General features: G+C 66.2%; 29 protein-coding genes. 11 read left to right on the plus strand and 18 right to left on the minus strand.

Features of this window, described 5'->3' with window-relative positions; translation table 11 throughout:
- Positions 1–69: 69 nt before the first annotated feature.
- From rplI to U5775_RS07640, 6 genes are all read right to left on the minus strand, one after another.
- Complete coding sequence (rplI, locus tag U5775_RS07615; protein WP_322057515.1) at positions 70–522, minus strand: 50S ribosomal protein L9; 453 nt, start codon at positions 520–522, stop codon at positions 70–72.
- A gap of 27 nt (positions 523–549) precedes the next feature.
- On the minus strand, positions 550–825 hold the full coding sequence (gene rpsR, locus U5775_RS07620; RefSeq protein ID WP_110384466.1) for a 30S ribosomal protein S18: 276 nt from the start codon (positions 823–825) through the stop codon (positions 550–552).
- A 2-nt stretch (positions 826–827) separates the two neighbouring features.
- On the minus strand, positions 828–1,127 hold the full coding sequence (priB, locus tag U5775_RS07625) for a primosomal replication protein N (RefSeq protein ID WP_322057516.1): 300 nt from the start codon (positions 1,125–1,127) through the stop codon (positions 828–830).
- A gap of 39 nt (positions 1,128–1,166) precedes the next feature.
- Positions 1,167–1,538 carry a 30S ribosomal protein S6 gene (gene rpsF, locus U5775_RS07630; RefSeq protein WP_028224726.1) on the minus strand — a complete coding sequence of 124 codons (372 nt, stop codon included), beginning with the start codon at positions 1,536–1,538 and terminating at the stop codon, positions 1,167–1,169.
- Positions 1,539–1,709: 171 nt separating this feature from the next.
- A complete protein-coding gene (locus U5775_RS07635) occupies positions 1,710–2,645 on the minus strand; it encodes a zf-HC2 domain-containing protein (RefSeq protein ID WP_322057517.1) in 936 nt (311 codons plus the stop codon).
- Entirely contained in the window at positions 2,635–3,414 is a 780-nt protein-coding gene (locus U5775_RS07640; RefSeq protein ID WP_322057697.1) for an RNA polymerase sigma factor, read from the minus strand. Before U5775_RS07640 ends, U5775_RS07635 begins: the two co-directional genes overlap by 11 nt.
- A gap of 471 nt (positions 3,415–3,885) precedes the next feature.
- On the opposite strand from U5775_RS07640, the gene U5775_RS07645 reads away from it, so the two are divergent.
- On the plus strand, positions 3,886–4,818 hold the full coding sequence (locus tag U5775_RS07645; protein WP_322057518.1) for a metallophosphoesterase: 933 nt from the start codon (positions 3,886–3,888) through the stop codon (positions 4,816–4,818).
- Positions 4,819–4,912: 94 nt separating this feature from the next.
- Positions 4,913–5,299, plus strand: a complete 387-nt coding sequence (locus U5775_RS07650; RefSeq protein WP_322057519.1) for a cupredoxin domain-containing protein — start codon at positions 4,913–4,915, stop codon at positions 5,297–5,299.
- Positions 5,300–5,326: 27 nt separating this feature from the next.
- On the opposite strand, the gene U5775_RS07655 is transcribed toward U5775_RS07650, so the two are convergent.
- Positions 5,327–6,238 carry a LysR family transcriptional regulator gene (locus U5775_RS07655; RefSeq protein ID WP_322057520.1) on the minus strand — a complete coding sequence of 304 codons (912 nt, stop codon included), beginning with the start codon at positions 6,236–6,238 and terminating at the stop codon, positions 5,327–5,329.
- 229 nt (positions 6,239–6,467) lie between these two features.
- Here U5775_RS07655 and gcl point away from each other — a divergent pair, with 229 nt between their 5' ends.
- The 4 genes from gcl (at position 6,468) to lysM (ending at position 11,199) form a co-directional block, all read left to right on the plus strand.
- Positions 6,468–8,252, plus strand: coding sequence for a glyoxylate carboligase (gene gcl, locus U5775_RS07660; protein WP_322057521.1), 1,785 nt, complete (start codon positions 6,468–6,470; stop codon positions 8,250–8,252).
- 95 nt (positions 8,253–8,347) lie between these two features.
- Positions 8,348–9,145, plus strand: coding sequence for a hydroxypyruvate isomerase (gene hyi / locus U5775_RS07665; RefSeq protein ID WP_322057522.1), 798 nt, complete (start codon positions 8,348–8,350; stop codon positions 9,143–9,145).
- 26 nt (positions 9,146–9,171) lie between these two features.
- Complete coding sequence (locus U5775_RS07670; protein WP_322057698.1) at positions 9,172–10,089, plus strand: 2-hydroxy-3-oxopropionate reductase; 918 nt, start codon at positions 9,172–9,174, stop codon at positions 10,087–10,089.
- A gap of 612 nt (positions 10,090–10,701) precedes the next feature.
- Positions 10,702–11,199 (plus strand): peptidoglycan-binding protein LysM, encoded by a 498-nt coding sequence (gene lysM / locus U5775_RS07675; RefSeq protein WP_322057523.1) that lies wholly within the window; start codon positions 10,702–10,704, stop codon positions 11,197–11,199.
- A 121-nt stretch (positions 11,200–11,320) separates the two neighbouring features.
- On the opposite strand, the gene U5775_RS07680 is transcribed toward lysM, so the two are convergent.
- From U5775_RS07680 to U5775_RS07705, 6 genes are all read right to left on the minus strand, one after another.
- On the minus strand, positions 11,321–12,352 hold the full coding sequence (locus U5775_RS07680) for an asparaginase (RefSeq protein ID WP_322057524.1): 1,032 nt from the start codon (positions 12,350–12,352) through the stop codon (positions 11,321–11,323).
- Positions 12,353–12,525: 173 nt separating this feature from the next.
- A complete protein-coding gene (locus U5775_RS07685) occupies positions 12,526–13,452 on the minus strand; it encodes a CysB family HTH-type transcriptional regulator (protein WP_322057525.1) in 927 nt (308 codons plus the stop codon).
- Positions 13,453–13,545: 93 nt separating this feature from the next.
- The gene (locus U5775_RS07690) at positions 13,546–14,613 is read right to left on the minus strand and encodes a sulfate ABC transporter ATP-binding protein (RefSeq protein ID WP_322057526.1); all 1,068 of its coding nucleotides are present in this window, start codon (positions 14,611–14,613) and stop codon (positions 13,546–13,548) included.
- Positions 14,614–14,630: 17 nt separating this feature from the next.
- Entirely contained in the window at positions 14,631–15,611 is a 981-nt protein-coding gene (cysW, locus tag U5775_RS07695; RefSeq protein ID WP_322057527.1) for a sulfate ABC transporter permease subunit CysW, read from the minus strand.
- Positions 15,608–16,507, minus strand: coding sequence for a sulfate ABC transporter permease subunit CysT (gene cysT, locus U5775_RS07700; protein ID WP_322057528.1), 900 nt, complete (start codon positions 16,505–16,507; stop codon positions 15,608–15,610). The genes cysW and cysT overlap by 4 nt, the downstream gene beginning before the upstream one ends.
- A gap of 150 nt (positions 16,508–16,657) precedes the next feature.
- Complete coding sequence (locus tag U5775_RS07705; protein WP_322057529.1) at positions 16,658–17,701, minus strand: sulfate ABC transporter substrate-binding protein; 1,044 nt, start codon at positions 17,699–17,701, stop codon at positions 16,658–16,660.
- A gap of 315 nt (positions 17,702–18,016) precedes the next feature.
- Here U5775_RS07705 and lexA point away from each other — a divergent pair, with 315 nt between their 5' ends.
- The 3 genes from lexA to U5775_RS07720 all read left to right on the plus strand — a co-directional run bounded on the left by lexA (position 18,017) and on the right by U5775_RS07720 (position 19,886).
- Positions 18,017–18,667 (plus strand): transcriptional repressor LexA, encoded by a 651-nt coding sequence (gene lexA / locus U5775_RS07710; protein WP_322057530.1) that lies wholly within the window; start codon positions 18,017–18,019, stop codon positions 18,665–18,667.
- Positions 18,668–18,701: 34 nt separating this feature from the next.
- Positions 18,702–19,076: a hypothetical protein gene (locus tag U5775_RS07715; RefSeq protein WP_322057531.1), complete on the plus strand. Its 375-nt coding sequence runs from the start codon at positions 18,702–18,704 to the stop codon at positions 19,074–19,076.
- A gap of 99 nt (positions 19,077–19,175) precedes the next feature.
- Complete coding sequence (locus tag U5775_RS07720; protein ID WP_322057532.1) at positions 19,176–19,886, plus strand: DUF2939 domain-containing protein; 711 nt, start codon at positions 19,176–19,178, stop codon at positions 19,884–19,886.
- Between the two features lie 118 nt (positions 19,887–20,004).
- Here U5775_RS07720 and U5775_RS07725 read toward each other — a convergent pair whose 3' ends face one another.
- Positions 20,005–20,475, minus strand: coding sequence for a universal stress protein (locus tag U5775_RS07725; protein WP_322057533.1), 471 nt, complete (start codon positions 20,473–20,475; stop codon positions 20,005–20,007).
- Between the two features lie 293 nt (positions 20,476–20,768).
- On the opposite strand from U5775_RS07725, the gene nodI reads away from it, so the two are divergent.
- Positions 20,769–21,677, plus strand: coding sequence for a nodulation factor ABC transporter ATP-binding protein NodI (gene nodI, locus U5775_RS07730; protein ID WP_322057699.1), 909 nt, complete (start codon positions 20,769–20,771; stop codon positions 21,675–21,677).
- Between the two features lie 63 nt (positions 21,678–21,740).
- Complete coding sequence (locus U5775_RS07735; protein WP_322057534.1) at positions 21,741–22,577, plus strand: ABC transporter permease; 837 nt, start codon at positions 21,741–21,743, stop codon at positions 22,575–22,577.
- 2 nt (positions 22,578–22,579) lie between these two features.
- On the opposite strand, the gene U5775_RS07740 is transcribed toward U5775_RS07735, so the two are convergent.
- From U5775_RS07740 to U5775_RS07755, 4 genes are all read right to left on the minus strand, one after another.
- Positions 22,580–23,002 (minus strand): hypothetical protein, encoded by a 423-nt coding sequence (locus tag U5775_RS07740; RefSeq protein ID WP_322057535.1) that lies wholly within the window; start codon positions 23,000–23,002, stop codon positions 22,580–22,582.
- An 87-nt stretch (positions 23,003–23,089) separates the two neighbouring features.
- Complete coding sequence (locus tag U5775_RS07745) at positions 23,090–24,160, minus strand: permease (RefSeq protein WP_322057536.1); 1,071 nt, start codon at positions 24,158–24,160, stop codon at positions 23,090–23,092.
- A 133-nt stretch (positions 24,161–24,293) separates the two neighbouring features.
- Positions 24,294–25,346: an NADP(H)-dependent aldo-keto reductase gene (locus U5775_RS07750; protein ID WP_322057537.1), complete on the minus strand. Its 1,053-nt coding sequence runs from the start codon at positions 25,344–25,346 to the stop codon at positions 24,294–24,296.
- A gap of 296 nt (positions 25,347–25,642) precedes the next feature.
- On the minus strand, positions 25,643–25,972 hold the full coding sequence (locus U5775_RS07755) for an RcnB family protein (RefSeq protein WP_322057538.1): 330 nt from the start codon (positions 25,970–25,972) through the stop codon (positions 25,643–25,645).
- Between the last annotated feature and the right edge of the window lie 124 nt (positions 25,973–26,096).

Genomic DNA, 26,096 nt, shown 5'->3' on the forward strand with positions numbered 1-26,096 from the left:
GCTCCTGCCTTCCTTGAAATACCTGCGCTCGAGCGGCCAGCGGGTTGCCCCGCCAGGCCGTGAGGATGCTTAGGCGTGCTCGCCCAGCACCGACACCGTGACGTCGACGAGGACGTCGGTGTGCAGCGAAACCTGCACCGGGTGGTCGCCCACCATCTTCAGCGGGCCTTCCGGCAGACGCACTTGCGCCTTTTCCACTGCGAAGCCTTGCTTCGTGAGCGCAACGGCAATGTCGGCGTTCGTGACCGAGCCGAACAGACGGCCGTCCACGCCAGCCTTCTGGCCGATCTGAACGGTCAGGCCGTTGAGCTTTTCGCCTTCGGCTTGAGCGGCTGCCAGCTTTTCAGCGGCGGCCTTTTCGAGCTCGGCGCGGCGAACTTCGAATTCGGCGATGGCGTCCTTCGTGGCGCGGCGTGCCTTCTTGTTGGGGATCAGGAAGTTACGTGCGTAACCGTCCTTCACCTTCACGATGTCGCCGAGGTTACCCAGGTTGACGACTTTTTCCAGAAGAATGATCTGCATTCTATTGCTCCTTATCGCGTCGTCTTGTTAGGCCTTGTGCTGGTCGGTGTACGGCATCAGCGCGAGGAAACGCGCGCGCTTGATAGCCGTGTCCAGCTGACGCTGATAGTGGGCCTTCGTACCCGTCAGACGAGCCGGCGTGATCTTGCCGTTTTCGCCGATAAAGTCCTTCAGCGTGTCGAGATCCTTGTAGTCGATCTGTTCGACGCCTGCAGCCGTGAAGCGGCAGAACTTCTTGCGCTTGAAGAGCGGGTTTTGTTGCTGACGACGCTTGTCGAATTTCTTACCAGTCGGGCGGGGCATGATTAGTCCTTTCCTGAGCCTTCTATTTCGGTGATGTGAAACACCAGGGTTCGCGCGTTGCGGTGCTTTTTCGCCAGAAAACCGCTGAAGAGCGCTTCCACGCCCATCTCGCAGCTTTCCACGAGACCGCAGGCCTTGCCGGCCGCCACCGCGGGCATCGTGAGCTCGACGAAGCGGGGAATGCCGGCTTCGACGACCTCCGTGCGGTGCTGCAACGTGACGCTTGCGATCGGAACGCCGGCGGGGGTGTACCGCACCGGTTCGCGTTCAACGACGCTAGCCGTGAGTTGCAGCCTGTTCACAGTGGCTTTCTTTCGCTTGAATCCTGATGGCTTGTGTAATTAAGCCTGCGCTTCGGTCGGCTGGGCAGCCGCCTTCTTGGCTTCTTCGCGCTGCACTTCCTTCATCATCGGCGACGGGCCGGTTTCGGCCTTCTTCATCTTGACGATGAGGTGACGCAGGACGGCGTCGTTGAACTTGAACGCGTGTTCCAGTTCGTCGAGCGTAGCCTGGTCGCATTCGATGTTCATGCAGACGTAGTGAGCCTTCGCGAGTTTCTCGATCATGTAGGCCAGTTGACGACGGCCCCAGTCTTCGATGCGGTGGATCTGACCACCGTGCGAGGTGATCGTGCCCTTGTAACGCTCGATCATCGCGGGCACTTGCTCGCTTTGATCGGGGTGCACGATGAAGACGATTTCGTAATGACGCATGTGTCACTCCTTGTGCTTACTTGTGGATATAAGCCACCCGGGCGTCGGAACCGGTGCGGCAAGTGAGAAGCCGAAGATTGTAGCGCGATCCGGGCCGTTCATGCAACCGGAATTATGGTTTCGCAGGAGGTTTCGGGCGTCTTTTCAAGGACTTGCGCGCTCGTTCGCGCGTCAACCGCCGCTGCCGCCGCCCGCGAGCCGCGACTCTAGCGCCTCGCGCAGGCCCACGAGCGCATCCGGCCCTGCATCGGTGACGGCCCACCAGGTCATGCCGGCCGCCTGCCAGTGGGCCAGCGCATAGCCGTCGCTCGTGCGCGGCGCGGCCGCATCCGCCATCGGGCCCGCCGAGCCTGGCGGGAACACATAGACGTCGATGACGTGCTTGCGATAGCGGTAGACCAGCACCGCGACGCGTTCGCGCCCGACGTAATCGAGGCGGCCGCCCACGAGCGGAAAGCCAAGCGCTGCCAAATCCTCCACCGGCGGCGCATAGTCGATGCGGCCGTTGAACCACGGTTTAACCGTGTGGCGATCCGTGGACACCACGTCGAGGTCGCGCCCCGAGATCTGCGCGCGCACGTGGCTCGCCACGAGTTCATCGACGAACGCGCCGTCGGCGGCCGGTTTGCGCAGATGCAGGACCGCCGCCACGCTCAGGGCGCAGAGGATTAGCACGGCACAGGCAAACCATGCGAGACCCGCGGCGGGTACGCCGGCCATCGTAGCCGCCCTGCCCGGCGCGGCGCCCTTCTGGCCCCCTTCCGCTCCGATCCCGGATAGCGGCCAGAACCAGCGCAGCCCGCGCAAGCGCCCGCCGGCCGACGCCGCAGCGCCGCCCTGCGTTTCACGTTGGGTGTTCGAGGCGTCTTGCGCGGACTGAGCCTGCGCGGCGGCCGGCAAAGCCGCCGCAATACGCGCGGCCAGGCCTTCGGGCGCCCGATGGTAGGGCGCCGCGCGCGTCATGCGGGAAATGGCCTCTACGTTCGCGGCCGCGCGGCGGCACTGCGCGCAGCCAGCCAGATGCTCGCGCATGCGCCATTCGTCGGCGGCGGACAGTTCACGGTCGACGCTCGCGTCGACCAGCGGGCGCGCTTCGTCACAGTTCATCGGGCGCCTCCCTCGCAGGGCCTCGCGCATGCGGGCCATGATGCTCGCACGCTCCGCCGTCGACAGCCGGCTCCTCTCGGAACCGGCCGTCGGGCCCCCGGCCGGATGGTCTCCACGCTTTGCTACCTTCCCCGAAATCGGTCTTGCCGGTCGTCGTCGCCTGCCCCGCCGCTCCGGCGCCGCAGGGCGCGGCACTGCCGCGTCCGGGCACCGCCAGCATCGCGGCGAGGCGTCGGCGGCCCCGCGCGAGCCGCGACATCACCGTGCCCACCGGCACGTCGATGACCGTCGCGATCTCGCGATAGCCCAACTCCTCCAGCTCGCGCAGCACCAGCACCTCGCGATACTCCACGGGCAGGCGCTGGAGCGCCTCCTGCACGCGCCGCGCATCCTCGGCGCGAATCGCAAGCGCTTCCGGGTCGGCGCTGCCCGTGTCCCAGCCGTCCGGCGGCAGGTCGTCGCGCGATTCGTCGAACGGCGCCGCTTCCTCCGCGCCCGCGCGCCGCCGCCATTCGTCGTACCAGACGCGCCGCACGATCGCGAGCAGCCAGGGCCGCGCATGTTCGCCGCGAAACGCGTCGAAGAAGCGGAACGCGCGCAGAAAGGCTTCCTGCACGATGTCCTCGGCGTCGCCGGGATTGCGCGACAGCCAGCGAGCGAGGTTGTACGCGGCGTCCAGATGCGGCAGCGCGAGCGCCTGAAAACGGCGACTGCGCTGCGCCTCGTCGCTCACCGCGTGCGCCTCGTTCTGCGCTGTGCGTGCATGCAGGCCGTGCTGCCCGTTCGCGGATTCGCCCACGTCGTCCCCTCGTGCCCCACGGCTCGCGCGCCCTGCGCAAGCGCCGCCCGCAGCGCGGCTTCAGCCACCTCCGTGCCCACGCCGGCGCCCACTTTCGCGCCGCACGGTCTCGTTGCCCGCGCAGCCCGGCGTCGCCACGGTTCGTGCGCGACGGTCCCGCTCACGCATTACCGGCACAGCGGCCAGTTTATTCCCGCGAAATGCACGCGAAAACGAAAAATAAATCGGGAATGCACGGGCGCGGAAACCGGTAAGACAGTCAGGCGCAGCCGCGATGCCATCGCTGCCGTTGCGCCCGTCACCGCATGCCATCACTGCGGCAACCCACCCAGCTTTGCATGGGACCGGCGCGCGCTGCGCGGGACCGGAGTCGGTGCTCAAGCACGAACCCCGGATCGCAAGACACCCAAGCGCCCACTCCGGTCGACAGAGGAGACCACCATGTCGAATTCCTGCGCCTCATTCAGTGCGCAACCCAGCACTTCGCTCCGCCGACGCGATTTCCTCAAGCTCGCCGCGCTCGGCGGCGGTGCCGTGTTCGCCTCGGCGCTGCCCGGCTGGGCCGCGGGCCAGGCCGCCGGGCAGGCCGACTTCTTCTTCGTCCAGCTCTCCGACGCCCACTGGGGCTTCGAAGGCCCCGCCGTCAACCCCGACGCGAAGGGCACGCTGCCGAAGGCCATCGCCGCCGTCAACGCCTTGCCCGCCGCGCCCGATTTCGTCGTGTTCACGGGCGACCTCACGCACACGACCGACGACCCCGCCGTGCGCCGCACGCGCATGCGCGAGTTTCAGCGCATCGTCGCGGACCTGCGCGTGAAGCCGCTCTATCTGATGCCCGGCGAGCACGATGCGAGTCTCGACAACGGCGAGGCGTTCCGCGAGCTGTTCGGCCCGACGCATTACACGTTCGATCATCGCGGCGTGCATTTCGTCGTGCTCGATAACGTCTCCGACCCGGCGGGCCGCATCGGCGAGGCGCAACTCGCCTGGCTCGCCGACGATCTGAACCGCCAGCCCGGGGACGCGCGCATCGTCGTCTTCACGCACCGGCCGCTCTTCGATCTCGCGCCGCAGTGGGACTGGGCCACGCGCGACGGCGCGGCGGCCATCGCGCTGCTGCAAAAGCACGCGAACGTGACCGTGTTCTACGGCCATATCCACCAGGAAAATCACACGATGACGGGATCGATCACGCACCACGCCGCGCGCTCGCTGATGTTCGCGCTGCCCGCGCCGATGTCGCAGCCGCAGCGGCTACCGGTGCCGTGGGATGCCTCGGCGCCTTACAAGGGGCTCGGCTGGCGCAGCATCGCCGTGGACGGCGCGCCGCAGGCCTACGCGCTCACCGAGATGCCCATCCGCAATCTGGGGTAATGGCGGTCACTTTCGCAGCCTTCGCAACCGGCCCAGCCAACGAACCCTCGCCTGGCACGCACTTCACGAACGCATCTCGATCAGGGAGCCCACCATGCCGAATCTCCATTGCCTGAGGGCCCGCGTGCCCCGTCTTGCGCGCCGCCGCTGGCTCGCCCTCGCGGCGGCCGGCACCGCCGCCCTGCTGCGCGTCGACGCGCGCGCCGCGCCGCGCGTCATCAAGGTCCACGCGCGCCGCTTCGTGTTCACGCCCGACCACATCGCCCTCGCGCCGCACGAGAGCGTCGTGTTCGAACTCACGGCGCAAGACACGATGATGGGCTTTTCGATCCCGCAGTTCGGCGTGCGCGCCGACGTGCCGCCGGGCACGGTCGTGCGCCTCGCCGCGACGGCGGGCGCCGCGGGTACGGTGCCGTTCCTGTGCGACATCTTCTGCGGCTCGGGCCACGAGCAGATGAACGGCGTGATTCTCGTCGGCTAGCCCGCGGGCACGCGCCGCGCGGCAGGCTCACACCACTCCGCTCCAGTACCCCGGCTGCGCGTACACCTCCTTCAGATAATCGATGAAATAGCGCACCTTGGCCGGCACATAGCGCTGCTGCGGATACACGGCGAGGATGTCGTAATCGGGCAGCGCGTACTCGTCGAGCACGGTCTCCAGTTCGCCGCGCGCGAGTTGCGCGTCGATCTCCCAGGTCGAGCGCCAGCCGAGCCCGAGCCCCTCCGTGACCCAGCGGTGCAGCAGTTCGCCGTCGTTGCAGTCGAGCGTGCCGCCCACGCGCACGGTCGCGAGCTTGCCGTTGCGGCGGAAATACCAGCCGCGGTTCTGGCCGCCTTGCAGATTGAACGCGAGGCAATTGTGGCTGGGCAGGTCTTCGAGCGTCTTCGGCTTGCCGTGCTTGCGGAAATATTCGGGCGTGCCGCACACCACGCGCCGGTTCGTGGCGAGCTTCACCGCAACGAAGTTCGGATCGACGGACCCGCCGATGCGGATCGACAGGTCATAGCCCTCGCGCACGAGATCGACCACGCGGTCGGTCAGGTTGAAGGAGACCTGGAGCTCGGGCTTGTCGGCGAGAAACGCGGGCGCGAGCGGCGCCACGTGCTTGCGCCCGAAGGCCGCCGGCGCCGAGACGATCAAGTGCCCGTTCACCACGCGCCGCCCCGCCGAAAGCTCGTTCTCGGCCTGCTCCCATTCCGCGAGCAGGCCGCGGCAGCGTTCGAGGAACGCGCCGCCCTCCTCGCTCACCACGAGCCGCCGCGTCGAGCGGTACATGAGCTTCACGCCGAGGCGCTTTTCGAGCGCGTCGATGCGACGCCCGAGTATCACCGGCGAGACGCCTTCCTCCAGCGCGGCGGCCGCGAGGCTCCCCGCGTCGGCGACGCGCACGAAGGTTTCGATCTGCTTGAAGCGGTCCATTGCCTGTTCTCCTGTCTCCCATGCCGCGCGCCGAAGGCGCCGGAGCGCTGCCCGTGCGCGGGGTCCAGCGTCCGAAACCGCCGTCCCTCGGGCATTCCATACTTTTTGTTTCGGAATAAACGACCTGGACTGATCTTATCAAACCTTTCTGGTGAGCCTAAAGTCACCCTCAAGCGCAACATCCAATCCCTAGCCATTTCAGGCATTTGCGACATTCAGGAGACTTTTCATGGCCAAGATGAGAGCCGTCGACGCAGCCGTGCTGGTGCTCGAGAAAGAAGGCATCGATACCGCCTTTGGCGTGCCCGGCGCCGCGATCAACCCGTTCTATTCGGCGATGAAGAAAGCCGGCGGCATCACCCACGTGCTGGCGCGCCACGTCGAAGGCGCCTCGCACATGGCTGAAGGCTACACGCGTGCCGAGCCCGGCAACATCGGCGTGTGCATCGGCACCTCGGGCCCCGCGGGCACCGACATGATCACGGGTCTCTACTCGGCCTCCGCCGACTCGATTCCCATTCTCGCGATCACGGGCCAGGCCCCGCGCGCGCGCCTGTACAAGGAAGACTTCCAGGCCGTCGACATCGAGTCGATCGCCAAGCCCGTCACGAAGTGGGCCGTGACCGTGCGCGAGCCGGCGCTCGTGCCGCGCGTGTTCCAGCAGGCTTTCCACCTGATGCGCTCGGGCCGTCCGGGTCCGGTGCTGGTCGACCTGCCGATTGACGTGCAGCTCGCCGAAATCGAATTCGACATCGACACCTACGAGCCGCTGCCGGTCTACAAGCCGCACGCGACGCGCAAGCAGATTGAAGCCGCGATCGAACTCCTCAACGCGAGCGAAAAGCCGCTGATCGTTTCGGGTGGCGGCGTGCTCAACGCGGCAGCCGAAGACCTGCTCGTGAAGTTCGCGGAAATCGTGGGCGTGCCCGTGATTCCGACGCTGATGTCGTGGGGCGCGATCCCCGACGATCACCCGCTCATGGCGGGCATGGTCGGCCTGCAAACGTCGCACCGCTACGGCAACGCCACGATGCTCGCCTCGGACTTCGTGCTCGGCATCGGCAACCGCTGGGCCAACCGTCACACGGGCAGCGTCGAGGTCTACACGAAGGGCCGCAAGTTCGTGCACGTCGACATCGAGCCCACGCAGATCGGCCGCGTGTTCGGCCCGGATCTGGGCATCGTGTCGGACGCGAAGGCCGCGCTCGAACTGTTCGTCGAAGTCGCGCAGGAATGGAAGGCCGCGGGCAAGCTCAAGGATCGCAGCGCGTGGGTGGCCGACTGCCAGGAACGCAAGCGCACGATGCACCGCAAGACGCACTTCGAGAACACGCCGATCAAGCCGCAACGCGTCTACGAAGAGATGAACAAGGTGTTCGGCCGCGATACGTGCTACGTGAGCACGATCGGCCTCTCGCAGATCGCAGGCGCCCAGTTCCTGCACGTCTACAAGGCGCGCAACTGGATCAACTGCGGCCAGGCAGGCCCGCTCGGCTGGACGATTCCGGCAGCGCTGGGCGTGCGCGCAGCCGATCCGTCGCGCCCCATCGTGGCGCTCTCGGGCGACTATGACTTCCAGTTCATGATCGAAGAGCTCGCCGCCGGCGCCCAGTTCAAGCTGCCCTACGTGCATGTGCTCGTGAACAACTCGTACCTCGGCCTGATCCGCCAGGCGCAGCGTGCGTTCGACATGGACTACTGCGTGCAGCTCGGCTTCGAGAACATCAACGCGCCGGAAATGAACGGTTATGGCGTCGATCACAAGACCGTGGTCGAAGGCCTCGGCTGCAAGGCGCTGCGCGTGTTCAAGCCCGAAGAGATCGAGCCGGCGCTGAAGCAGGCGCAAGCGATGGCCGCCGAGTTCAGCGTGCCGGTGGTCGTGGAAGTGATCCTCGAGCGCGTGACGAACATTTCGATGGGCGCCGAGATCGACGCGATCAACGAGTTCGAAGAGCTCGCCGAGAAGCACGAGGATGCGCCGACGGCTATCAGCGCACTGAACGCACTCGATTAAGCACCACCAGGCAGCACCGCAGCAGGCAGCGCGCCCGGCACCGGCGCGCCGCCTGCCCGATTTCCTTTCACTGACCGACCGCGAGACCCAGCACCATGCCTAAATTCGCAGCGAATCTCACCATGCTGTTCAACGAAGTGCCGTTCCTCGACCGCTTTGCCGCGGCAGCCGAGGCGGGCTTCGATGCCGTCGAATTCCTGTTTCCGTATCCGTATCAAGCCACGGAGCTGGCCGAGCGCCTCGCCGCGCACAACCTCAAGCTCGTGCTGCACAACCTGCCCGCCGGCAACTGGGAAGGCGGCGAGCGCGGCATCGCCTGCCTGCCCGATCGCAAGGGCGAGTTCAAGGAAGGCGTCGGACGCGCGATCGAATACGCCAAGGCGCTCAACGTGCCGCAGCTGAACTGTCTCGTGGGCATTCCGACGGCAGGCGTCGACCGTGACACCGCACTCGCGACCATCGTCGAGAACCTGACCTACGCCGCGGGCGAGCTCAAGCGCGAAGGCATCCGTCTGCTCGTCGAGCCCTGCAATTCGTACGACATCCCGGGCTTCGCGCTGAACCGTTCGGCCGAAGCGCTCGACGTGATCGAAAAGACCGGCTCGGACAACGTGTTCCTGCAGTACGACATCTATCACATGCAACGGATGGAAGGCGAACTCGCCGCGACGATCAAGAAGCACTTCGCGAAGATCGCCCACATCCAGCTCGCCGACAACCCGGGCCGCAACGAGCCGGGCACGGGCGAAATCAACTACCCCTACCTGTTCGATCTGCTCGACACGCTCGGCTACGAGGGCTACATCGGCTGCGAATACAAGCCGCGCACGACGACCGTCGAAGGTCTGGGCTGGCTGCGCAGCGCGCAGCGTCGCGCGGCGGAACTCGCCTGATTCGCATCGACCACACATCGAACCGCATTCGACTCAACGGAGACATACAGATGGCAAAGATTGGTTTTATCGGCCTCGGCATCATGGGCTCGCACATGGCGCGCAACCTGATCAAGGGCGGCCACTCGCTCGTCGTGAACGGCAAGTTCCCGGTGCCCGAAGATCTGAGCAAGCAGGCCACCGTGGTCGCCGACTCGACGGCCGTCGCGCAGGCTTCGGACATCGTCATCCTGATGGTGCCGGACACCCCCGACGTCCAGAAGGTCCTGTTCGCCGATGACGGCGTCGCAAAGGGCCTCTCGGCCGGCAAGCTCGTGATCGACATGAGCTCGATCTCGCCGATCGAGACGCAAGAGTTCGCGAAGCAGATCAACGCGCTCGGCTGCGACTACCTCGACGCGCCGGTCTCGGGCGGCGAAGTGGGCGCACGCGAAGCCACGCTCTCGATCATGGTGGGCGGCCCGGAAAAGGCGTTCGAGCAGGCCAAGCCGCTGTTCGACCTGATGGGCAAGAACATCTCGCTGGTCGGCGACAGTGGCGCGGGCCAGACCACGAAGGTCGCGAACCAGATCATCGTCGCGCTGAACATCGAGGCCGTCGCTGAAGCGCTGCTGTTCGCCGCCCGCTCGGGCGCCGATCCGGAGCGCGTGCGCAAAGCCCTGATGGGCGGCTTCGCTTCGTCGCGCATTCTCGAAGTGCACGGCGAGCGCATGACCAAGCGCACGTTCGATCCGGGCTTCCGCATCGAGCTGCACCAGAAGGATCTGAACCTCGCGATCGACGGCGCACGCAAGCTCGGCATCGCGCTGCCGCACACCGCCAGCGCACAGCAGCTCTTCAGCGTCTGCGCCGCGAACGGCGGCAAGGCATGGGATCACTCGGCGATGATCCGCGCGCTCGAAATCATGGCGAATTTCGAAATCACCGAAAGCAAGAAGTCGTAAATCAGCTTGGGCCGATCTCCAGCTGAGGCGGTCGCCCAGGTAGGCGAGGCGTTGTGCGCAGGCTTGCGCGCAACGCCTCCCGCAACACGGTTTTTCAGCGGTAGAACACGCAAACATTCAGGCTGGCGCGCCAAGCGCGCGACGGCTGCAAGTGGGGCGCTTCGTGGTGGCGGCAACCGCCGCGGAGCAAATCGGGGCCGCTCTGGGCTGAGGGCGGCCAGTGGGGTCCGAAAGCGGCACTCGGCGACGACGGGGAAGCCTTGGTCGGTCAGACGTCGTCTCCGGGTGTCCGCCTGTCGGATTGCGGCACCCGGCCAGCTTTCGCGCACTCCGCGCATTCCTCCCGCGTTTCGTACATTCCGCGCCTTCAGCGCACAACGTTCCCATCCGCAGACGCACCCTGCTTTCGCGCAACGCATGCCGCGGAAATTTACGTGCTTCACGTGCCCGACGCGCTTTTCACACTCTTTAACGCTTGCGTGCTGGACGTCCTCGTGCCCGCGTTTCTAGAATCGTGCTTTCATTCGTCTGTCACGCGGACGGCGCAAGGTGGACCCGCTTGCCCGATGCGTGGCTACCCAGTCAATCCCCAGCACGTGAGGAGTGTGATCGATGGGCATTATCAACTTCATCAAGGAAGCCGGCGAAAAGCTGTTCGGCGCAGCGGCCGCACCGGCGCAGGCCGCCGAAACCGCAGCACCGGCCGCGAATCTCGCCGAACTGAACCAGAAGGCCGGCGACGCGATCGCCGCCTACATCCGCTCGCAGGGCCTGAACGCCGACAATCTCGGCGTGACCTATGACGGCGTCTCGCACACGGTCACCGTGACGGGCAATGCCGCCGACCAGGCGACGAAGGAAAAGATTCTCGTGGCGGCCGGCAACGTCCAGAACGTGGACAAGGTCGACGACCAGATGACCGTGACGAATCCGGCACCCGAGGCGCAGCACCACACCGTGGTCGCCGGCGACAACCTCTGGAAGATCGCTGAGAAGTACTACGGAAGCGGCGCGAAGAACGACGTCATCTTCCAGGCGAACACGCCGATGCTCAAGAGCCCGGACAAGATCTATCCGGGCCAGGTGCTCGTGATTCCGCCGCTGCAATAACACTTGCCGTCGCGCGTGCAATAGCGCGCGGCTGGAAACGACACAGGCCTTGAGCGATCCGCAAGGCCCGTTTTCATTGCGCTTCGCGTGAAAGCGTGCGCGATTTACGCGATCCGCGCGCTCAGTATGTGTCGAACACGTGCTGAAGCGCCGCCTTCCCGCTCGTGCCCGCCGCGAGCGCAAGCATCAACAGCACGCGCGCCTTGTACGGGCTCAGCGTGCCCGCCGAGACGAAGCCGAGCGCATCGTCCTTCGCCGCGCCGTTGTGCATCACATGACCCGAGCCCACGCGCGACGCACGCACGACGGCAATACCGCGCGCCGCCGCTTCGGCGAGCGCCTGCTGCAGCGTCGCGTGAATCGAGCCATTGCCGGTGCCCGCGACGACGATGCCGCGCACGCCCGCGCCCACGAGCGCATCCACGGCGATGCGCGAGACGCCCGCGTAGCTCGTGACGATCTCGACGTGCGGCCATGGCCCGTCCGCCGTGAACGGCGCGTCCACGGTATGGGGGCGCAGCGCGCGCCGCTGGAATTCCACGCGCCCGTCCTGCACCCAGCCCAGCGCGCCGATCTCGGGCGACTGGAACGCGTCCACGGCGTAGGTGCTGAACTTGGCAACATCGCGCGCGCAATGGATGCGGTTATTGAACGCGACCAGCACGCCCTGCCCCGCCGCTTCGCCGCTCGCCGCGAGCGTCACCGCGTTGAGCAGGTTCAGCGGGCCGTCCGCGGACAGCGCCGAGGCGGGCCGCATGGACGCCGTCAAGATCACGGGCTTGGCGCTCTTCACCGCGAGATGGAGCAGGTACGCGGTTTCTTCGAGCGTATCGGTGCCGTGCGTGATGACGACAGCGTCGATGTCGTCGCCGGCGAGCAATGCGTTCACGCGCTGCGCGAGTGTGGTCCAGAGCGCGAACGACATGTCCTTGCTGTCGACGCTCGCGACCTGCCCGGCATGGATCTGCGCGAGCGCTTCGAGGCCCGGCACGGCCGCCAGCAGTTGCGCCACGCCGATCACGCCGGCCTGATAGCCGGCGGTATTGGCTGCGTCGGGCGCGGAGCCCGCGATGGTGCCGCCGGTGGCGAGCACGGCGACGCGCGGCAGCGCTTTCGCGCCGGCCGCGGCTTGGGAAGAGGTGGAGGTATTCATGGCGGCGATTTTAAGCGATCTTCGGCGCGCCCCGACATGGACAGAAGCCCGGCGAAGGACCGGGCCAGCCGAGCCGCCCGAATGCTACCCGAATGCCCCCCGAATACCGCCCGCCACCGCCCGGCGCACCACGCGCGAGGCGCGGCACGGCGTGGGACCGGGCCGCTCGACCCTCAAACCGCCTCGCGCAACTGGCTCGCGATCTGCTGCTCGGTGAGCTGGGGCGCGAACATCTCGATCAGTCTGTAGGCGTACTGGCGCAGGAACGCGCCCTTGCGCAGGCCCACGCGCGTCGTGCTGGCCTCGAACAGATGCTGCGTGTCGAGCGCGACGAGCTCGCTGTCGCGCTTCGGGTCGTAGGCCATCGCGGCCACCACGCCCACGCCCATGCCGAGCTCGACGTAGGTCTTGATCACGTCCGCGTCGATGGCGGTCAGCACCACGTCGGGCACCACGCCGGCCTTCGCGAACGCCTGGTCGATATGCGAGCGGCCCGTGAAATCCTGATCGTAGGTAATGACCGGGTACTCGGAGATTTCGTCGAGCGTGAGGTTCTCGCGGCCCACGAGCGGATGCGTCTTCGGCACGACCACCACGTGATGCCACGAATAGCACGGGAACGTCACGATATCGGAGTAGCGGTCGAGCGCCTCGGTCGAGATGCCGATGTCGGCCTCGCCGTTGATGATCATCTGCGCGATCTGCTGCGGATTGCCCTGGCGCAGTGCGAGATGCACCTTCGGAAACACTTCACGAAACTGGTGCACGACCTTGGGCAGCGCATAGCGCGCCTGCGTGTGCGTCGTGGCCACGACGAGGTGGCCGCTGTCCTGATCGGCGAACTGGCGCGCCACGCGGCGCAGGTTCTCGGCGTCGAGCAGCATGCGCTCGATGAGCTGATGTACGGCCTTGCCCGGCTCCGTGAGACCCGTGAGGCGCTTGCCGCGGCGAATGAAGATATCGACGCCGAGCTCGTCCTCCAGATCCTTGATCTGCTTGGAAACGCCCGACTGCGACGTGTAGAGCACGTTCGCCACTTCGGTCAGGTTCATGTTCTGCCGCACGGCTTCGCGCACGAAACGCAACTGCTGAAAATTCATGTTCTTCTCTCCGGAACTGCCAACCGCTTGCTCACCGGTCATTGACCGGTCGTTCTCTCTCGTCGTTCTAATCGCAACACTCGATCATCGCTCTCATTGCCCGGGAAACGCGGGAAACACGCGCAGGCCGCGCGGCACCGCCGTCACGCCGTCGCCAACCGACAGGCTCAGCCCGCGCCACGTCTCGCGGTCGAGTTCCACTTCGAGCGCGCCGCCCGTGCGGCTTTCGAGCTCCACGCGCACGGCGCCGCCCAGCGTCACCACGCGGCGCACGTCCACGACGATGCCGTCGCGATGCGCGTCGGTCTCGCGATGCAGCACGATATCGTGGGGCCGCACATAGGCCAGCGCCGGGCCTTCGAAGCCGGCCCGCACCGCGATGGGCTGCACCGCACCATCTGCCACGAAGCCCTGCGCATCGACGCGTCCGCGCAGGCGGTTTGCCGCGCCGAGGAACTCGTAGACGAACGCCGACTGGGGATGATCGTACACGTCCTGCGGGCTTCCCACCTGCTCCACATGCCCGTGATTCATCACGACGATGCGATCGGCCACTTCGAGCGCCTCCTCCTGGTCGTGCGTGACGAAAAGTGTCGAGATGTGCAGGTCGTCATGCAAGCGCCGCAGCCAGCTGCGCAGTTCCTTGCGCACCTTGGCGTCGAGCGCGCCGAACGGCTCGTCGAGCAGCAGCACTTTCGGCTCCACGGCCAGTGCACGCGCGAGCGCGATGCGCTGACGCTGGCCGCCCGAAAGCTCGGACGGATAGCGTTGCGCGAGCCAGTCGAGCTGCACGAGCTTGAGCAGCTCATGCACTTTCTCGCGGATCTGCGCTTCGGAGGGGCGCTCGTTGCGCGGCTTCACGCGCAGCCCGAACGCCACGTTCTCGAACACGGTCATATGGCGAAACAGCGCGTAATGCTGGAACACGAAGCCCACCTGGCGCTCGCGCGCGCCCACCGTGCCGACGTCCTGCCCTTGCAGCACGACCTGGCCCGCGTCGGCGTATTCGAGACCCGCGATCACGCGCAGCAGTGTGGTCTTGCCGCAGCCGGAAGGCCCGAGCAAGGCGACCAGTTCGCCCGCCGGAAAGTCGAGCGACACATTGTCGAGCGCCGTGAAGTCGCCGAAGCGCTTTTGCAGATTGCGAACGATGATGCCCATTTCTACGGCTCTCCGAGTTAAAGCGATTGGCGCAGGACGCCTGCCGATTGTGCAGGTTGTGCGGCTTGTGAGTTAGCGGCGCCCGGCGTGGCCAGCGGTCCCGCAAACGCGGGCACGTCATCCGCATCGCGCAATTCGGCGGACAGGTGGCGCTCGGCCAGCAGCTTCAAACCGAGCGTGACGAGCGCAAGCAACGCGAGCAGCGACGCCACGGCGAACGCCGCCGCGAAGTTATATTCGTTGTAGAGGATCTCGACGTGCAGCGGCATGGTATCGGTCTGGCCGCGAATATGGCCCGACACCACCGAGACCGCGCCGAACTCGCCCATCGCACGCGCATTGCAGAGAATCACGCCGTAGAGCAGTCCCCAGCGGATGTTCGGCAGCGTCACGCGCCGGAACATCTGCCAGCCCGAGGCGCCCAGCACGTGCGCGGCCTCTTCTTCGTCGTTGCCCTGGGCCTGCATCAGCGGAATCAGCTCGCGCGCGACGAACGGAAACGTCACGAAGATCGTCGCGAGCACGATGCCCGGCACCGCGAAGATGATCTGCACGTCGTGGTCCGCGAGCCAGGGCCCGAGCCATCCCTGCGCGCCGAACAGCAGCACGTAGATGAGCCCCGAAATCACGGGCGAAACCGAAAACGGCAGGTCGATCAAGGTCGTGAGCAGCGCCTTGCCGCGGAACTCGAACTTGGCGATCGCCCAGGAGGCCGCGAGGCCGAATGCGAGATTGAGCGGCACAGCGATCGCGGCGGTGATCAGCGTGAGCTTGATCGCGGCGAGCGCGTCGGGGTCGGCGAGCGATTCGAAATAGAAGCCGATGCCCTTCGCGAGCGCTTGCGAAAACACCGCGACGAGCGGCACCACCAGAAACAGCGCGAGGAACGCGAGCGCGATGCCGGTGAGGAGCCAGCGCACCCACGGCGATTCGGTGACGGGGTCCGGTCGGCCCGCGTTCGGTCGGCGTGCGCCCTTTTGACGGACTGAAGCGCTCATTGCACCCCTCCTGCGGTGGCTGCCACGTTCGCAGCGCTCGCGGCACCGGCCGACGACGCGCCGCGGCCCGTGCGCCGCTGCAGATACCACTGCAGCGTATTGATGAGAAGCAGCATGACGAACGACACGCACAGCATCACCACGGCGAGCGCCGTCGCGCCCGCATAGTCGTATTGCTCGAGCTTCGTGATGATGAGCAGCGACGTGATTTCCGACTTCATCGGCACGTTGCCCGCGATGAAGATGACCGAGCCGTACTCGCCCAGCGCGCGCGCGAACGCGAGCGCGAAGCCCGTGAGCAGCGCGGGCAGCGCGGCCGGCAGCACCACGCGGCGAAACGTGAGCCAGCGCGAAGCGCCAAGGCACGCGGCGGCCTCTTCCTGCTCGCGCTCGAACTCCTCGAGCACGGGCTGCACCGTGCGCACGACGAACGGCAAGCCGATGAAAGTGAGCGCCACGAGCACGCCGAGCGGCGTGAACGCGATCTTGATGCCGAGCGGCGCGAGGAACTGGCCGATCCAGCCATTGCCCGCGTAGACGGCGGCGAGCGAGATGCCGGCCACGGAAGTCGGCAGCGCGAACGGCAGATCGACGAGCGCGTCGATCACGCGCTTGAACGCAAACGTGTAGCGCACCAGCACCCACGCGAGCAGGAAGCCGAACACCGCGTTGATGAGCGCGCCGCCGAGCGCCGCGAAAAACGTGAGGCGGTACGACGCGAGCACGCGCGGCGACGCCACGGCGCGCACGAACTGCGCCCAGTCGAGCGTCGCGGTCTTGAGGAACGTGGCCGCCAGCGGAATGAGCACCACGAGGCTCAGATACGCCACCGTGATGCCGAGCGTCACGCCGAATCCCGGCAGCGCGCCTGGCTTCTGTAATCGAAACGTCGTCATGCTCTATCTCTTCACATGGGTTGCGCGGAGCGCCCTCGTTGCGTGCCGCGCATGGGGTGTCCTGCGTCGAAAAGCGCGCCTCGTCGGGCGCGCCTTGTTTTTCTCGTCTGCGGTACTGCGTTTGCGTCGCCTATTACGACTTGCTGCGACTTATTGCGGCTGATAAATCGAATCGAACACGCCGCCATCCGCGAAATGCGTCTTCTGGGCGTTGGCCCAGCCGCCGAACGTATCGTCGACGGTATAGAGCTTCAGCTTCGGAAACTTCGCCGTGAACGCCGCCGGCACCTTGTCCGAGCGCGGACGGTAAAAGTTCTTCGCCGCGATCTCCTGGCCCTCTTCGCTATAGAGGAACTGCAGATAGGCTTCGGCCACCTTGCGCGTGCCGCGCTTGTCCACGACCTTGTCGACCACCGCAACCGGCGGCTCGGCAAGAATGCTCACCGAAGGCACCACGATCTCGAACTTGTCCGGCCCGAACTCCTTGAGCGAGAGAAATGCTTCGTTCTCCCACGCAATCAGCACGTCGCCGATACCGCGCTGCACGAAGCTCGTGGTCGCGCCGCGCGCGCCCGAGTCGAGCACGCCGGCGTTCTTGTAGAGCTTCGTGACGAACTCCTTCGCCTTCTGCTCGTTGCCGCCCGGCTGATGCAGCGCATAGGCCCAGGCCGCGAGGTAATTCCAGCGCGCGCCGCCCGAGGTCTTCGGATTGGGCGTGACGATCGAGACGCCGGGCTTCGTGAGATCGTCCCAGTCCTTGATGTGCTTCGGATTGCCCTTACGCACGAGAAACACGATGGTCGAGGTGTACGGCGAGGCGTTGTCGGGCAGGCGCTTTTGCCAGTCCTTCGCAATCAGCCCCTTGTTGGCGAGCGCGTCGATGTCCCAGGCGAGCGCGAGCGTCACGACGTCGGCCTGCAGCCCGTCGAGCACCGAGCGCGCCTGCGCGCCCGAGCCGCCATGCGACTGCTTGATGGTGAGCGTCTCGCCCGTCTTCGCCTTCCACTCCTTGATGAAGGCGTCGTTGATGTTCTGGTACAGCTCGCGCGTGGGATCGTAGGAGACATTGAGCAGCGACGTGTCCGCATGCGCGGCCGGCGCGAAGGCGGCCATGCCGAAGAGCGGCGCCACGCCGATGATCAGTTTTGCCGCCAGCTTCCCCAGCCATGCGCGCCCCGTAATGCCTTGTTTCATCCGCCTTTCTCCGTGTCGTCGTGCGTTTTCGCGTGCGCTTTTGCGCGTTCTCGTTGGTGGTGCAGCAATCGATGGAGGCCAGTCTAGCGATCGGCTTACATTATTAAAAATGATGTTTTTTCATTTTTTAATATGCAAAAGTGGTAAGGACGGAGGAATCGGGCGTTCGAGCATGTTTTCGTCTGCGATTTCGCCGGTTTGAGCGGCGTGCAACGCCGCTGCCGCGCCATCGCGATCGCAAAGTTCAAGTAACACTTGAAAAGCGGCGAATACTGTATAAAAATACAGTTACCTGTTCAAACATACAGTAGCGCCATGACCAAACTCACCGCACGACAGCAGCAGGTTTTCGATCTGATCCGCCGCGCGATCGAGCGCACGGGCTTCCCGCCCACGCGCGCCGAGATCGCCGCCGAGCTGGGTTTCAGCTCGGCCAACTCTGCGGAGGAGCATCTGCGGGCGCTGGCGCGCAAGGGCGTGATCGAACTGGCTGCGGGCGCGTCGCGCGGCATCCGCCTCATGCCCGGCCCCGACGACCTGCCGCATCAGTTCACGCTGCCGCACGGAAGCATCATGCAGCTCTCGCTGCCGCTCGTTGGCCGCGTGGCGGCGGGCAGCCCGATCCTCGCGCAAGAACATATTTCGCAGAACTACACCTGTGACCCGGCGCTGTTCTCGAGCCGGCCCGACTACCTGCTGAAGGTGCGCGGCCTGTCCATGCGCGACGCGGGCATCCTCGACGGCGACCTGCTCGCCGTGCAGAAAAAGAGCGAAGCGAAAGACGGCCAGATCATCGTTGCGCGCCTCGGCGACGACGTCACCGTGAAGCGTCTGAAGCGGCAGCCCAACGGCATCGAGCTGATCGCAGAGAACCCCGACTACGAAAACATCTTCGTCGCGGTCGGCAGCGCCGACTTCGCGCTCGAAGGCATAGCCGTCGGCCTGATCCGCCCCACCGAATTCTGATCATTCCGCCCGCGCATCTTCTGGAGAGAGAATCATGGAACGCCTTGCCCGCTTGCTGCCCTTCCGTCAATTCGGCCGTCTGCGCCACCTGCGCGGGATCGCCTCGTGCGCCATGCGCGAGGCGCGCGCCTCGGCCGCCGCGCTGGGCCGTCAGGTCAATGGTTCGCTCTTCGACGACCTCGATCACGCCGATGAAACCCCCGCGCTGCCTTCGGCACAGCCGGCGTTCGCGCGCGTCTCGCTCAACAGCACGCTGAATACGGAACAGCCGGGGCGTCGCGCGCCGGTGCGGGTCTATCACGGTTCGTCGCGGCTCATCATGGTGGGCACGATGGAAGCGGTGTGCCGCGCCATCGACCGCTGTATCGCCGAACAGCAAAGCGACGTGCCGGCCGCGCTGGCGAAGTAATCAGTGAAGTAATCGCGAAGTAATAGATATGGCAGAGGGATCGTTTTGGATTGCTCGCGGTCAACACCCTGATTGAACAACTCGGGGTTGCCCCATCCAATGACCGATATCCAAACGACTCCCCGCAAATCAACAAGCTGGAAGAAGCCCGTCGCCATCGCTGTCGCGGCAGTTGCGATCGTGGCCGCGGCAGGCTATGGCTACGCCTCGCCGTATATCGCCCTGAATCACCTCAAGGCAGCCGCCGACGCTCGCGACGCGGCCGCACTGAGCGAGTACGTCGATTACCCGGCGCTGCGCGTGAGCCTGAAGCAGCAGGTTGGTGAGATGCTGCAACGGCGCATCGAGGCCACGCATAGCAGCAATCCGCTGCTGCTCTTTGGCGCCGTAATCGGCGGCGCGCTGATCGGCCCGCTCGTGGATGCGTATGCGACACCCGACGGCGTCGCCGCGCTGCTCAGCGGCATGCCGCCGACCGGCCAGCCGGGCGAGCGGCCCGCGCCGCCGTCCGAGGCGCCGCCATCGTCGCAACAGGGCGAAGCCACGCCGGGCGAAGCCACACCGGGCTCCACGCCGCCCGCATCGGGCAATCCCGAGGCGCAAGCGCCACAACAGCAGCAAGAGCAGCCGCGTGCGCAAACGTCGGCGGGTTATCGCGGCTTGAACACGTTCGCCGTCACGTGGCAACGCGGCGCTCATAGCGAGCGCTATGCGGCCATCCTGCAGCGTCACGGGCTGTTTTCGTGGAAGCTCGCGGCCGTGGAGCTAAACGAGCCCAATGCCGGCAGCGACGCGAACGCGTCGAATTGAGGAAAGCGGAAGGGAACGGAAGAATGACGGCGAGCCCTCGTGATTGTGGTTCGCCGTCATTCGGTCATTGCGCGGGCACCACCATGGCGCCCACGCAATGCGATGCGCAGAGACGAGACTAAGCCGCCGCCTGCTGCTGTTTTTCCTCGGCCGCCGAAGAACAGGCCACGAGGATGCTGCACGTCACGCGGTCGAGCAGCGGCGTATTGCCCGCGCCCATCCACCAGCGCGACAGTCCGGTGCGGCAACGATGCCCCACCACCACGAGATCGACGTGCAACTCGTTGGCGAGATTCGCAATCTCGTCGATCGGATGCCCGAACGCGAAGTGGCCCTGCGCGCGCACGCCACGCTCGGTCAGCCAGTCCACGCCTTCCTGAAGGATCTCGCGCGCGGTCTCCTCGAAGCGCCCACAGGCCACATCGGTGAGCAAGCCCGCGCTCTGCGCGATCGTCGAACGCATGTCGACTACCGAGAGCAGATGCGTCTCCGCCTGCAGGTCCAGCGCCAGATCTGCCCCGCAACGCAGCGCCTTGCGGCCTTCGCGCGAGCCGTCGTAACAAAGCAGAATTTTCTTGTAGCTCGCCATGATCGATTCTCCCTACCCGCCTGGAAACGCAGGTCACAATCGCATGATGGTGCGCCGCAATTCGACGCGCAAGGGCTGGAAAACGCCAGGTCTCCTTGCACGCGAATAGTGCATCGGCACGGCGTTTGCGCGAAATTAATGCTTGTCGCGACAGCCATTGACGGTGCATTTGTGCGCCGCAAGCGCTGCGGCCGCGCTGGAAAGCACGGCCAACCCCCGATGCAGCAATGCACTAGAATAGGCCGCCTTGCGACGCGCACTACGCACGCGCTTACATGAACGGCCGCTCAAACATGCCCGCCATCGAATTCGAGCAGGTGATCAAGCACTATGGAGACAGGACAGTCGTAAACGGCCTGTCGTTCGACGTCGTCCCCGGCGAATGCTTCGGGCTCCTCGGCCCCAATGGCGCGGGCAAAACCACCACGCTGCGCATGCTGCTCGGCATCGTCTCGCCCGACGCCGGGCGCATCAGCCTGTGCGGCGAACCCGTGCCCGCGCGTGCGCGCCATGCCCGCGCGCGCGTAGGCGTCGTGCCTCAATTCGACAATCTCGACCCCGACTTCACCGTGCGCGAGAACCTGCTCGTGTTCGGCCGCTACTTCGGGCTGTCCGCGCGCCAGACGCGCGAGCTCGTCGCTCCGCTGCTCGAATTCGCGCGCCTCGAAAGCAAGGCCGACGCGCGCGTCGGCGAGCTTTCCGGCGGCATGCGCCGGCGTCTCACGCTGGCGCGCGCGCTCGTCAACGACCCCGACGTGCTGGTGATGGACGAACCCACCACGGGCCTCGATCCGCAGGCGCGCCATCTGATCTGGGAGCGGCTGCGCTCGCTGCTCGCGCGCGGCAAGACGATCCTGCTCACCACGCATTTCATGGAGGAGGCCGAACGACTTTGCAATCGCGTCTGCGTGATCGAGGAAGGCCGCAAGATCGCCGAGGGCGCGCCCAAGGCGCTGATCGAATCGGAGATCGGCTGCGACGTGATCGAGGTCTACGGCCCGGATCCGTCGGCGCTGCGCGACGAGCTCGCGCCGCTCGCCAAGCGCACCGAGATCAGCGGCGAGACGCTCTTCTGCTATGTCGACGAAGCCGCGCCCGTGCATGAGCAGCTGCGCCATCGCTCGGATTTACGCTATCTGCATCGGCCCGCGAATCTCGAAGACGTCTTCCTGCGACTCACGGGCCGCGAGATGCAGGACTAGCCGCACAGCACTGACCACTCGCACAGGAAAAACCGACTCCGAGCGCCGCCACCGACAGCCACCATGCAAACACGCACTCAACCGCCGCCGCCCACGCACCCCGCCGCATCGTCCCTGCGCGAGCCGCGCGCGGCGTTGCCGTCGAACGCGACGCACTGGATCGCTGTGTGGCGGCGCAACTATCTCGTCTGGCGCAAGCTGGCGATCGCCTCAATGTTCGGCAATCTCGCCGATCCGATGATCTATCTGTTCGGCCTCGGCTTCGGGCTCGGGCTGATGGTCGGCCACGTCGACGGCGTCTCGTACATCGCGTTTCTGGCGGCGGGCACGGTGTCGTCTTCGGTGATGATGTCGGCGAGCTTCGAGTCGATGTATTCGGGCTTCTCGCGCATGCACGTGCAGCGCACGTGGGAAGCGATCATGCACACGCCGCTCTCGCTCGGCGACGTGGTGCTTGGGGAAGTGATGTGGGCCGCCAGCAAGTCGGTGCTCTCGGGCGCGGCCATCATGATCGTGGCGGGCGGGCTCGGCTATGCGAGCTTTCCATCGATGCTGCTCGCGCTACCCGTGATCGCGCTCGCGGGCCTCGCGTTCGCGAGCTGCGCGATGATCGTTACCGCGCTCGCGCCGTCCTACGACTTCTTCATGTTCTATCAGACGCTCGTGCTCACGCCGATGCTGCTGCTTTCGGGCGTGTTCTTTCCGATCGCTCAATTGCCCGCGGCCGCGCAGCACGTCACGCTGATGCTGCCGCTCGCGCATGCGGTCGAGCTGATCCGCCCGGCCATGCTCGGGCGTCCGGTCGAGCACGCGTGGCTGCATCTGGCCGTGCTCGTGCTTTACGTGGTGGTGCCGTTCGGCGTCGCCTCGATCCTGTTCCGGCGGCGCATGATGCGCTGAATTCAGTCCTCGTCGTCGCCCCAGGGAATGTCGACGTCGGAAATGAACGCGACGGTGGCGAACGGCCCCCCCTCCTGGCGCCCGATCTTGCCGTCGGCGCGATGCCATTCGACGCGGAACACCGTGCCCTGCGACTGGGCAAGCAGGCGGATCGTGCGGATCTCCTCCGGGTCCGCGTCCTCGACGGGGTCGTCGAGCGAGATCAGCAACTGCTGCGGCCAGAGGCCGTCCGCGGGATCGTAGATGCGGTCGCCGTCGGGAATCGACGTGTGCGCCTCGACGCCGATGGTCGCCGAGGCCTCGACGATCATCTTGCCGAGCGCGCGCAGGACCGCCGTCGCGCGTGCCGAGTTGGCCTGACGGATGGCGAGGTCGCCGCGCGTCAGGGCTTGTTCGAGTTTCGGATTCGTCTTTTGCTGTGCCATGGCGTTTCCTGGGCAAGAGCCCTGTTCTTTCTGTGTGGACGGCCAGCCGGCTGGCAGGCAATCCGCCGTTGATGCGTGACCCTTATCCTAAAACCCCAGCGCGACCGTCGCCAGCCCCGCCACGACGCCGAACACCACGACCACTGCGCCCACCAGCGCCAGCGTGCGGCTGCGGAACGAACTGGCCAGCATCGCGAACGACGGCACGCTCACGGGCGGCAGCGTCATCAGCAGCGCGCCCGCCGGGCCCACGCCCATGCCGAGCGCGAGCATCGCCTGAATGATCGGCACCTCGCCGGCGGTCGGGATCACGAACAGCATGCCGGCCATCGCGAAAACGACGATCCAGCCAAGACTGCTGGTCACCTCGGGCCCGATGTGGGGAAAGAGCCACGCGCGCGCCGCGCCGAGCAGCAGCACGAGCACGATGTATTCGGGCACGAGGCGCACCGCCATGCGCACGAACAGCCGCAGCCAGCGCACCAGCACGTTACCGCTTTCGGCCTGCTCCTGAGCGAACATCGCTAGCCGGACGTCAGCGGCGAGCGCCTCCTCGTGCGTCACCAGCCGGTTCGCGAGCCAGCCGAGGCCGAACACCATCAGGAGGCCGAGCACGAGGCGCAGCGCGCTCCATTGCCACCCCAGCACGAAACCCATGAACACGAGCGTCGCGGGATTGAGGACCGAATTGCCCAGCCAGAAGGCGATCGCGCCGCCCGGCGAGGCGTTGCGCGCGCGCAGCCCCGCCACGACGGGCGCCGCGCAGCACGTGCACATCATGCCGGGCACCGCGAGCAGGCCGCCCGCCGCCACGCTGCCGAAGCCGTGGCGTCCGAGCACGCGCGCGATCCACTGCGCCGGCAGCAGCGCCTGCACGGCCGAGCCCAGCAGCAGGCCCAGCACCATCGCTTGCCAGATCGCCTTGCCATAGGCCCAGGCATAGTCGAGCGCGGCCGCGAAGGACGGCGCGGGCGCGCTCGCCTCGCCGCCCATCAGGATGGACTTGCCGATCGAATGCGTGGCCTCGGCCGTGAATGCGCGGTGGTAGTACGGGAACCACTTCACATAGAACAAGCCGGCCACGGCCAGCAGAATGAAAAGGGGCCAGCCCCAGGAAGGCGCCGATTGGGATGGTTGCGCGTTGCGTGCGCTCGTCATTGTGGTTGTACTCCGCTAAGGGGCTCGGGGACGGGTGATTCGGGTCGGGCGGGTCAAACAAGGCGCGCGACCGGCGGACCGGCCCGCGCGCGCCGCATGATGCCAGCACGCGTAGCGCTTGATCAAGCCCAGGTCAAGGCGCGGGATTGGGCTGCGCTTCGTGCAGCGCATCGATCTGCGCGAGCACTTCGGACGACAGCCTGACATCGACGCTGCCGATATTCTCCTTCAACTGCGCCATTGAGGTCGCGCCGATCAGGTTACTCGTCACGAACGGCCGGCTGTTGACGAACGCGAGCGCGAATTGCGCGGGCGACAGCCCCAGCTCCTTCGCGAGCGCCACGTAGCGCGACGTGGCCTGCACCGCTTGCGGCTTGCTGTAGCGCTGAAAGCGCTCGAACCGCGTGATGCGCGCGCCTTCGGGCCGCGCGCCGCCTTCGTACTTGCCCGAGAGCCAGCCGAACGCGAGCGGCGAGTAGGCCAGCAGCCCAATCCCGTCGTGGTGCGAGAACTCGGAGAGCCCGCTTTCGAACGTGCGATTGAGCAGGCTATACGGATTCTGGATGCTCACGATACGCGGCAGTCCCAGCTTTTCGGCCGCGCGCAGGAATTGCGAAACGCCCCAGGGCGTCTCGTTCGACACGCCGATATGGCGCACCTTGCCGGCCTTCACGAAATCGGCGAGCACGGCGAGCGTTTCCTCGATCGGCACCGTGTATGCGTCGTCGATCCACGGATACGTATTGCGGCCGAAAGTCATCGTGCTGCGGTCGGGCCAGTGCAACTGATAGAGATCGACGTAATCGGTCTGCAGGCGCTTGAGGCTGCCGTCGAGCGCCTCGGTCAGGTTCTTGCGATCGAACTGATTGCCGTCGCCGCGAATATGGCGCGGATTGTGCGGCTGACGCGCCGGGCCCGTCATCTTGGTCGCGAGCACGATGCGCTCGCGCGCGGCGCGATGCTGCGCGAGCCACGTGCCGATGAAGCGCTCGGTCTGCCCTTGCGTTTCGGGGCGCGGCGGCACCGGGTACATTTCGGCGGCGTCGATGAGCGTGACGCCGCAATCGAGCGCGTAGTCGATCTGCTCGTGCGCGTCGCGCTCGGTATTCTGCTCGCCCCAGGTCATCGTGCCGAGGCCGATCAGGCTCACCTTGACGTTCGTGTCGCCGAGAGTGCGGTATTCCATCGAAGCGTTTTCCATCGTCTGATTAAAGAGAACGGCGAAACTATCATGCCCGCCGAATTTTTTCAGGCGCAGGAAAATTCGCCGTGCTCCACGCGGGGCCGTCTCTTACCCATGCCGTGATCGCGCGGCAACCGGATCCGCACGCAAAAAGGCCGGACGCGACGTAGCCGGCCCGGCCCTGCGATCGATGCGTGCGGCGCGTGGCGGCTGCAGACCGCTGCGGCTCGGACCACGACGGCTCCGGCCGACGCGTCGCCGGCTATTCGTCGTCTTTGCAAACGCCGTCCTGGGCGCCGTTACGGCCCGACGCGCTCCACAGTCCAGTTCGAATTGCGCACCAGATAGTACTGGCCGCCCACGCCGACCCAGTGATAGCCGCGCGGCGGCGCCTTCAGGTGATATTCACGCCAGTCGTCGACCACGTACTGGCGGTCGCGGAACTCGGGCGCGACCCGGTCGCCCTTGTGCCACTGCGGCGCCGGCATATCGGCGGGCGGATGATTGGGTGGCGGGCCGCCATGATATTCGTTCGGCCCCGGACGGGGCGGCTGCTGCGCGAAGGAAGACGCCGACGCAAGCACGCCCGGAAGCGCCAGCGCGGCGAGAAGCAACACATGTTTCTTCATTGTTCACCTCCTGGTTAGCCAGCAACGGCCTGGCGTTGCGGGTGCGCGCCGCAGCACGCGCGGCGCGCGCCCTCGCAGGTCATGTTAGTACAGCGTTCGCTACGGCCGACGCGAACGCGTCCGG

Source organism: Paraburkholderia sp. J63 (genome assembly GCF_905220245.1).
Taxonomy (GTDB): domain Bacteria; phylum Pseudomonadota; class Gammaproteobacteria; order Burkholderiales; family Burkholderiaceae; genus Paraburkholderia.

What these genes read in the sequence shown, in the direction of transcription:
- rplI (WP_322057515.1), bottom strand. Translation starts at nt 522, where the DNA reads ATGCAGATCATTCTTCTGGAAAAAGTCGTCAACCTGGGTAACCTCGGC.
- rpsR (WP_110384466.1), bottom strand. Translation starts at nt 825, where the DNA reads ATGCCCCGCCCGACTGGTAAGAAATTCGACAAGCGTCGTCAGCAACAA.
- rpsF (WP_028224726.1), bottom strand. Translation starts at nt 1,538, where the DNA reads ATGCGTCATTACGAAATCGTCTTCATCGTGCACCCCGATCAAAGCGAG.
- U5775_RS07635 (WP_322057517.1), bottom strand. Translation starts at nt 2,645, where the DNA reads ATGAACTGTGACGAAGCGCGCCCGCTGGTCGACGCGAGCGTCGACCGT.
- U5775_RS07645 (WP_322057518.1), top strand. Translation starts at nt 3,886, where the DNA reads ATGTCGAATTCCTGCGCCTCATTCAGTGCGCAACCCAGCACTTCGCTC.
- U5775_RS07650 (WP_322057519.1), top strand. Translation starts at nt 4,913, where the DNA reads ATGCCGAATCTCCATTGCCTGAGGGCCCGCGTGCCCCGTCTTGCGCGC.
- U5775_RS07655 (WP_322057520.1), bottom strand. Translation starts at nt 6,238, where the DNA reads ATGGACCGCTTCAAGCAGATCGAAACCTTCGTGCGCGTCGCCGACGCG.
- gcl (WP_322057521.1), top strand. Translation starts at nt 6,468, where the DNA reads ATGGCCAAGATGAGAGCCGTCGACGCAGCCGTGCTGGTGCTCGAGAAA.
- hyi (WP_322057522.1), top strand. Translation starts at nt 8,348, where the DNA reads ATGCCTAAATTCGCAGCGAATCTCACCATGCTGTTCAACGAAGTGCCG.
- lysM (WP_322057523.1), top strand. Translation starts at nt 10,702, where the DNA reads ATGGGCATTATCAACTTCATCAAGGAAGCCGGCGAAAAGCTGTTCGGC.
- U5775_RS07680 (WP_322057524.1), bottom strand. Translation starts at nt 12,352, where the DNA reads ATGAATACCTCCACCTCTTCCCAAGCCGCGGCCGGCGCGAAAGCGCTG.
- U5775_RS07685 (WP_322057525.1), bottom strand. Translation starts at nt 13,452, where the DNA reads ATGAATTTTCAGCAGTTGCGTTTCGTGCGCGAAGCCGTGCGGCAGAAC.
- U5775_RS07690 (WP_322057526.1), bottom strand. Translation starts at nt 14,613, where the DNA reads ATGGGCATCATCGTTCGCAATCTGCAAAAGCGCTTCGGCGACTTCACG.
- cysW (WP_322057527.1), bottom strand. Translation starts at nt 15,611, where the DNA reads ATGAGCGCTTCAGTCCGTCAAAAGGGCGCACGCCGACCGAACGCGGGC.
- cysT (WP_322057528.1), bottom strand. Translation starts at nt 16,507, where the DNA reads ATGACGACGTTTCGATTACAGAAGCCAGGCGCGCTGCCGGGATTCGGC.
- U5775_RS07705 (WP_322057529.1), bottom strand. Translation starts at nt 17,701, where the DNA reads ATGAAACAAGGCATTACGGGGCGCGCATGGCTGGGGAAGCTGGCGGCA.
- lexA (WP_322057530.1), top strand. Translation starts at nt 18,017, where the DNA reads ATGACCAAACTCACCGCACGACAGCAGCAGGTTTTCGATCTGATCCGC.
- U5775_RS07715 (WP_322057531.1), top strand. Translation starts at nt 18,702, where the DNA reads ATGGAACGCCTTGCCCGCTTGCTGCCCTTCCGTCAATTCGGCCGTCTG.
- U5775_RS07720 (WP_322057532.1), top strand. Translation starts at nt 19,176, where the DNA reads ATGACCGATATCCAAACGACTCCCCGCAAATCAACAAGCTGGAAGAAG.
- U5775_RS07725 (WP_322057533.1), bottom strand. Translation starts at nt 20,475, where the DNA reads ATGGCGAGCTACAAGAAAATTCTGCTTTGTTACGACGGCTCGCGCGAA.
- nodI (WP_322057699.1), top strand. Translation starts at nt 20,769, where the DNA reads ATGCCCGCCATCGAATTCGAGCAGGTGATCAAGCACTATGGAGACAGG.
- U5775_RS07735 (WP_322057534.1), top strand. Translation starts at nt 21,741, where the DNA reads ATGCAAACACGCACTCAACCGCCGCCGCCCACGCACCCCGCCGCATCG.
- U5775_RS07740 (WP_322057535.1), bottom strand. Translation starts at nt 23,002, where the DNA reads ATGGCACAGCAAAAGACGAATCCGAAACTCGAACAAGCCCTGACGCGC.
- U5775_RS07745 (WP_322057536.1), bottom strand. Translation starts at nt 24,160, where the DNA reads ATGACGAGCGCACGCAACGCGCAACCATCCCAATCGGCGCCTTCCTGG.
- U5775_RS07750 (WP_322057537.1), bottom strand. Translation starts at nt 25,346, where the DNA reads ATGGAATACCGCACTCTCGGCGACACGAACGTCAAGGTGAGCCTGATC.
- U5775_RS07755 (WP_322057538.1), bottom strand. Translation starts at nt 25,972, where the DNA reads ATGAAGAAACATGTGTTGCTTCTCGCCGCGCTGGCGCTTCCGGGCGTG.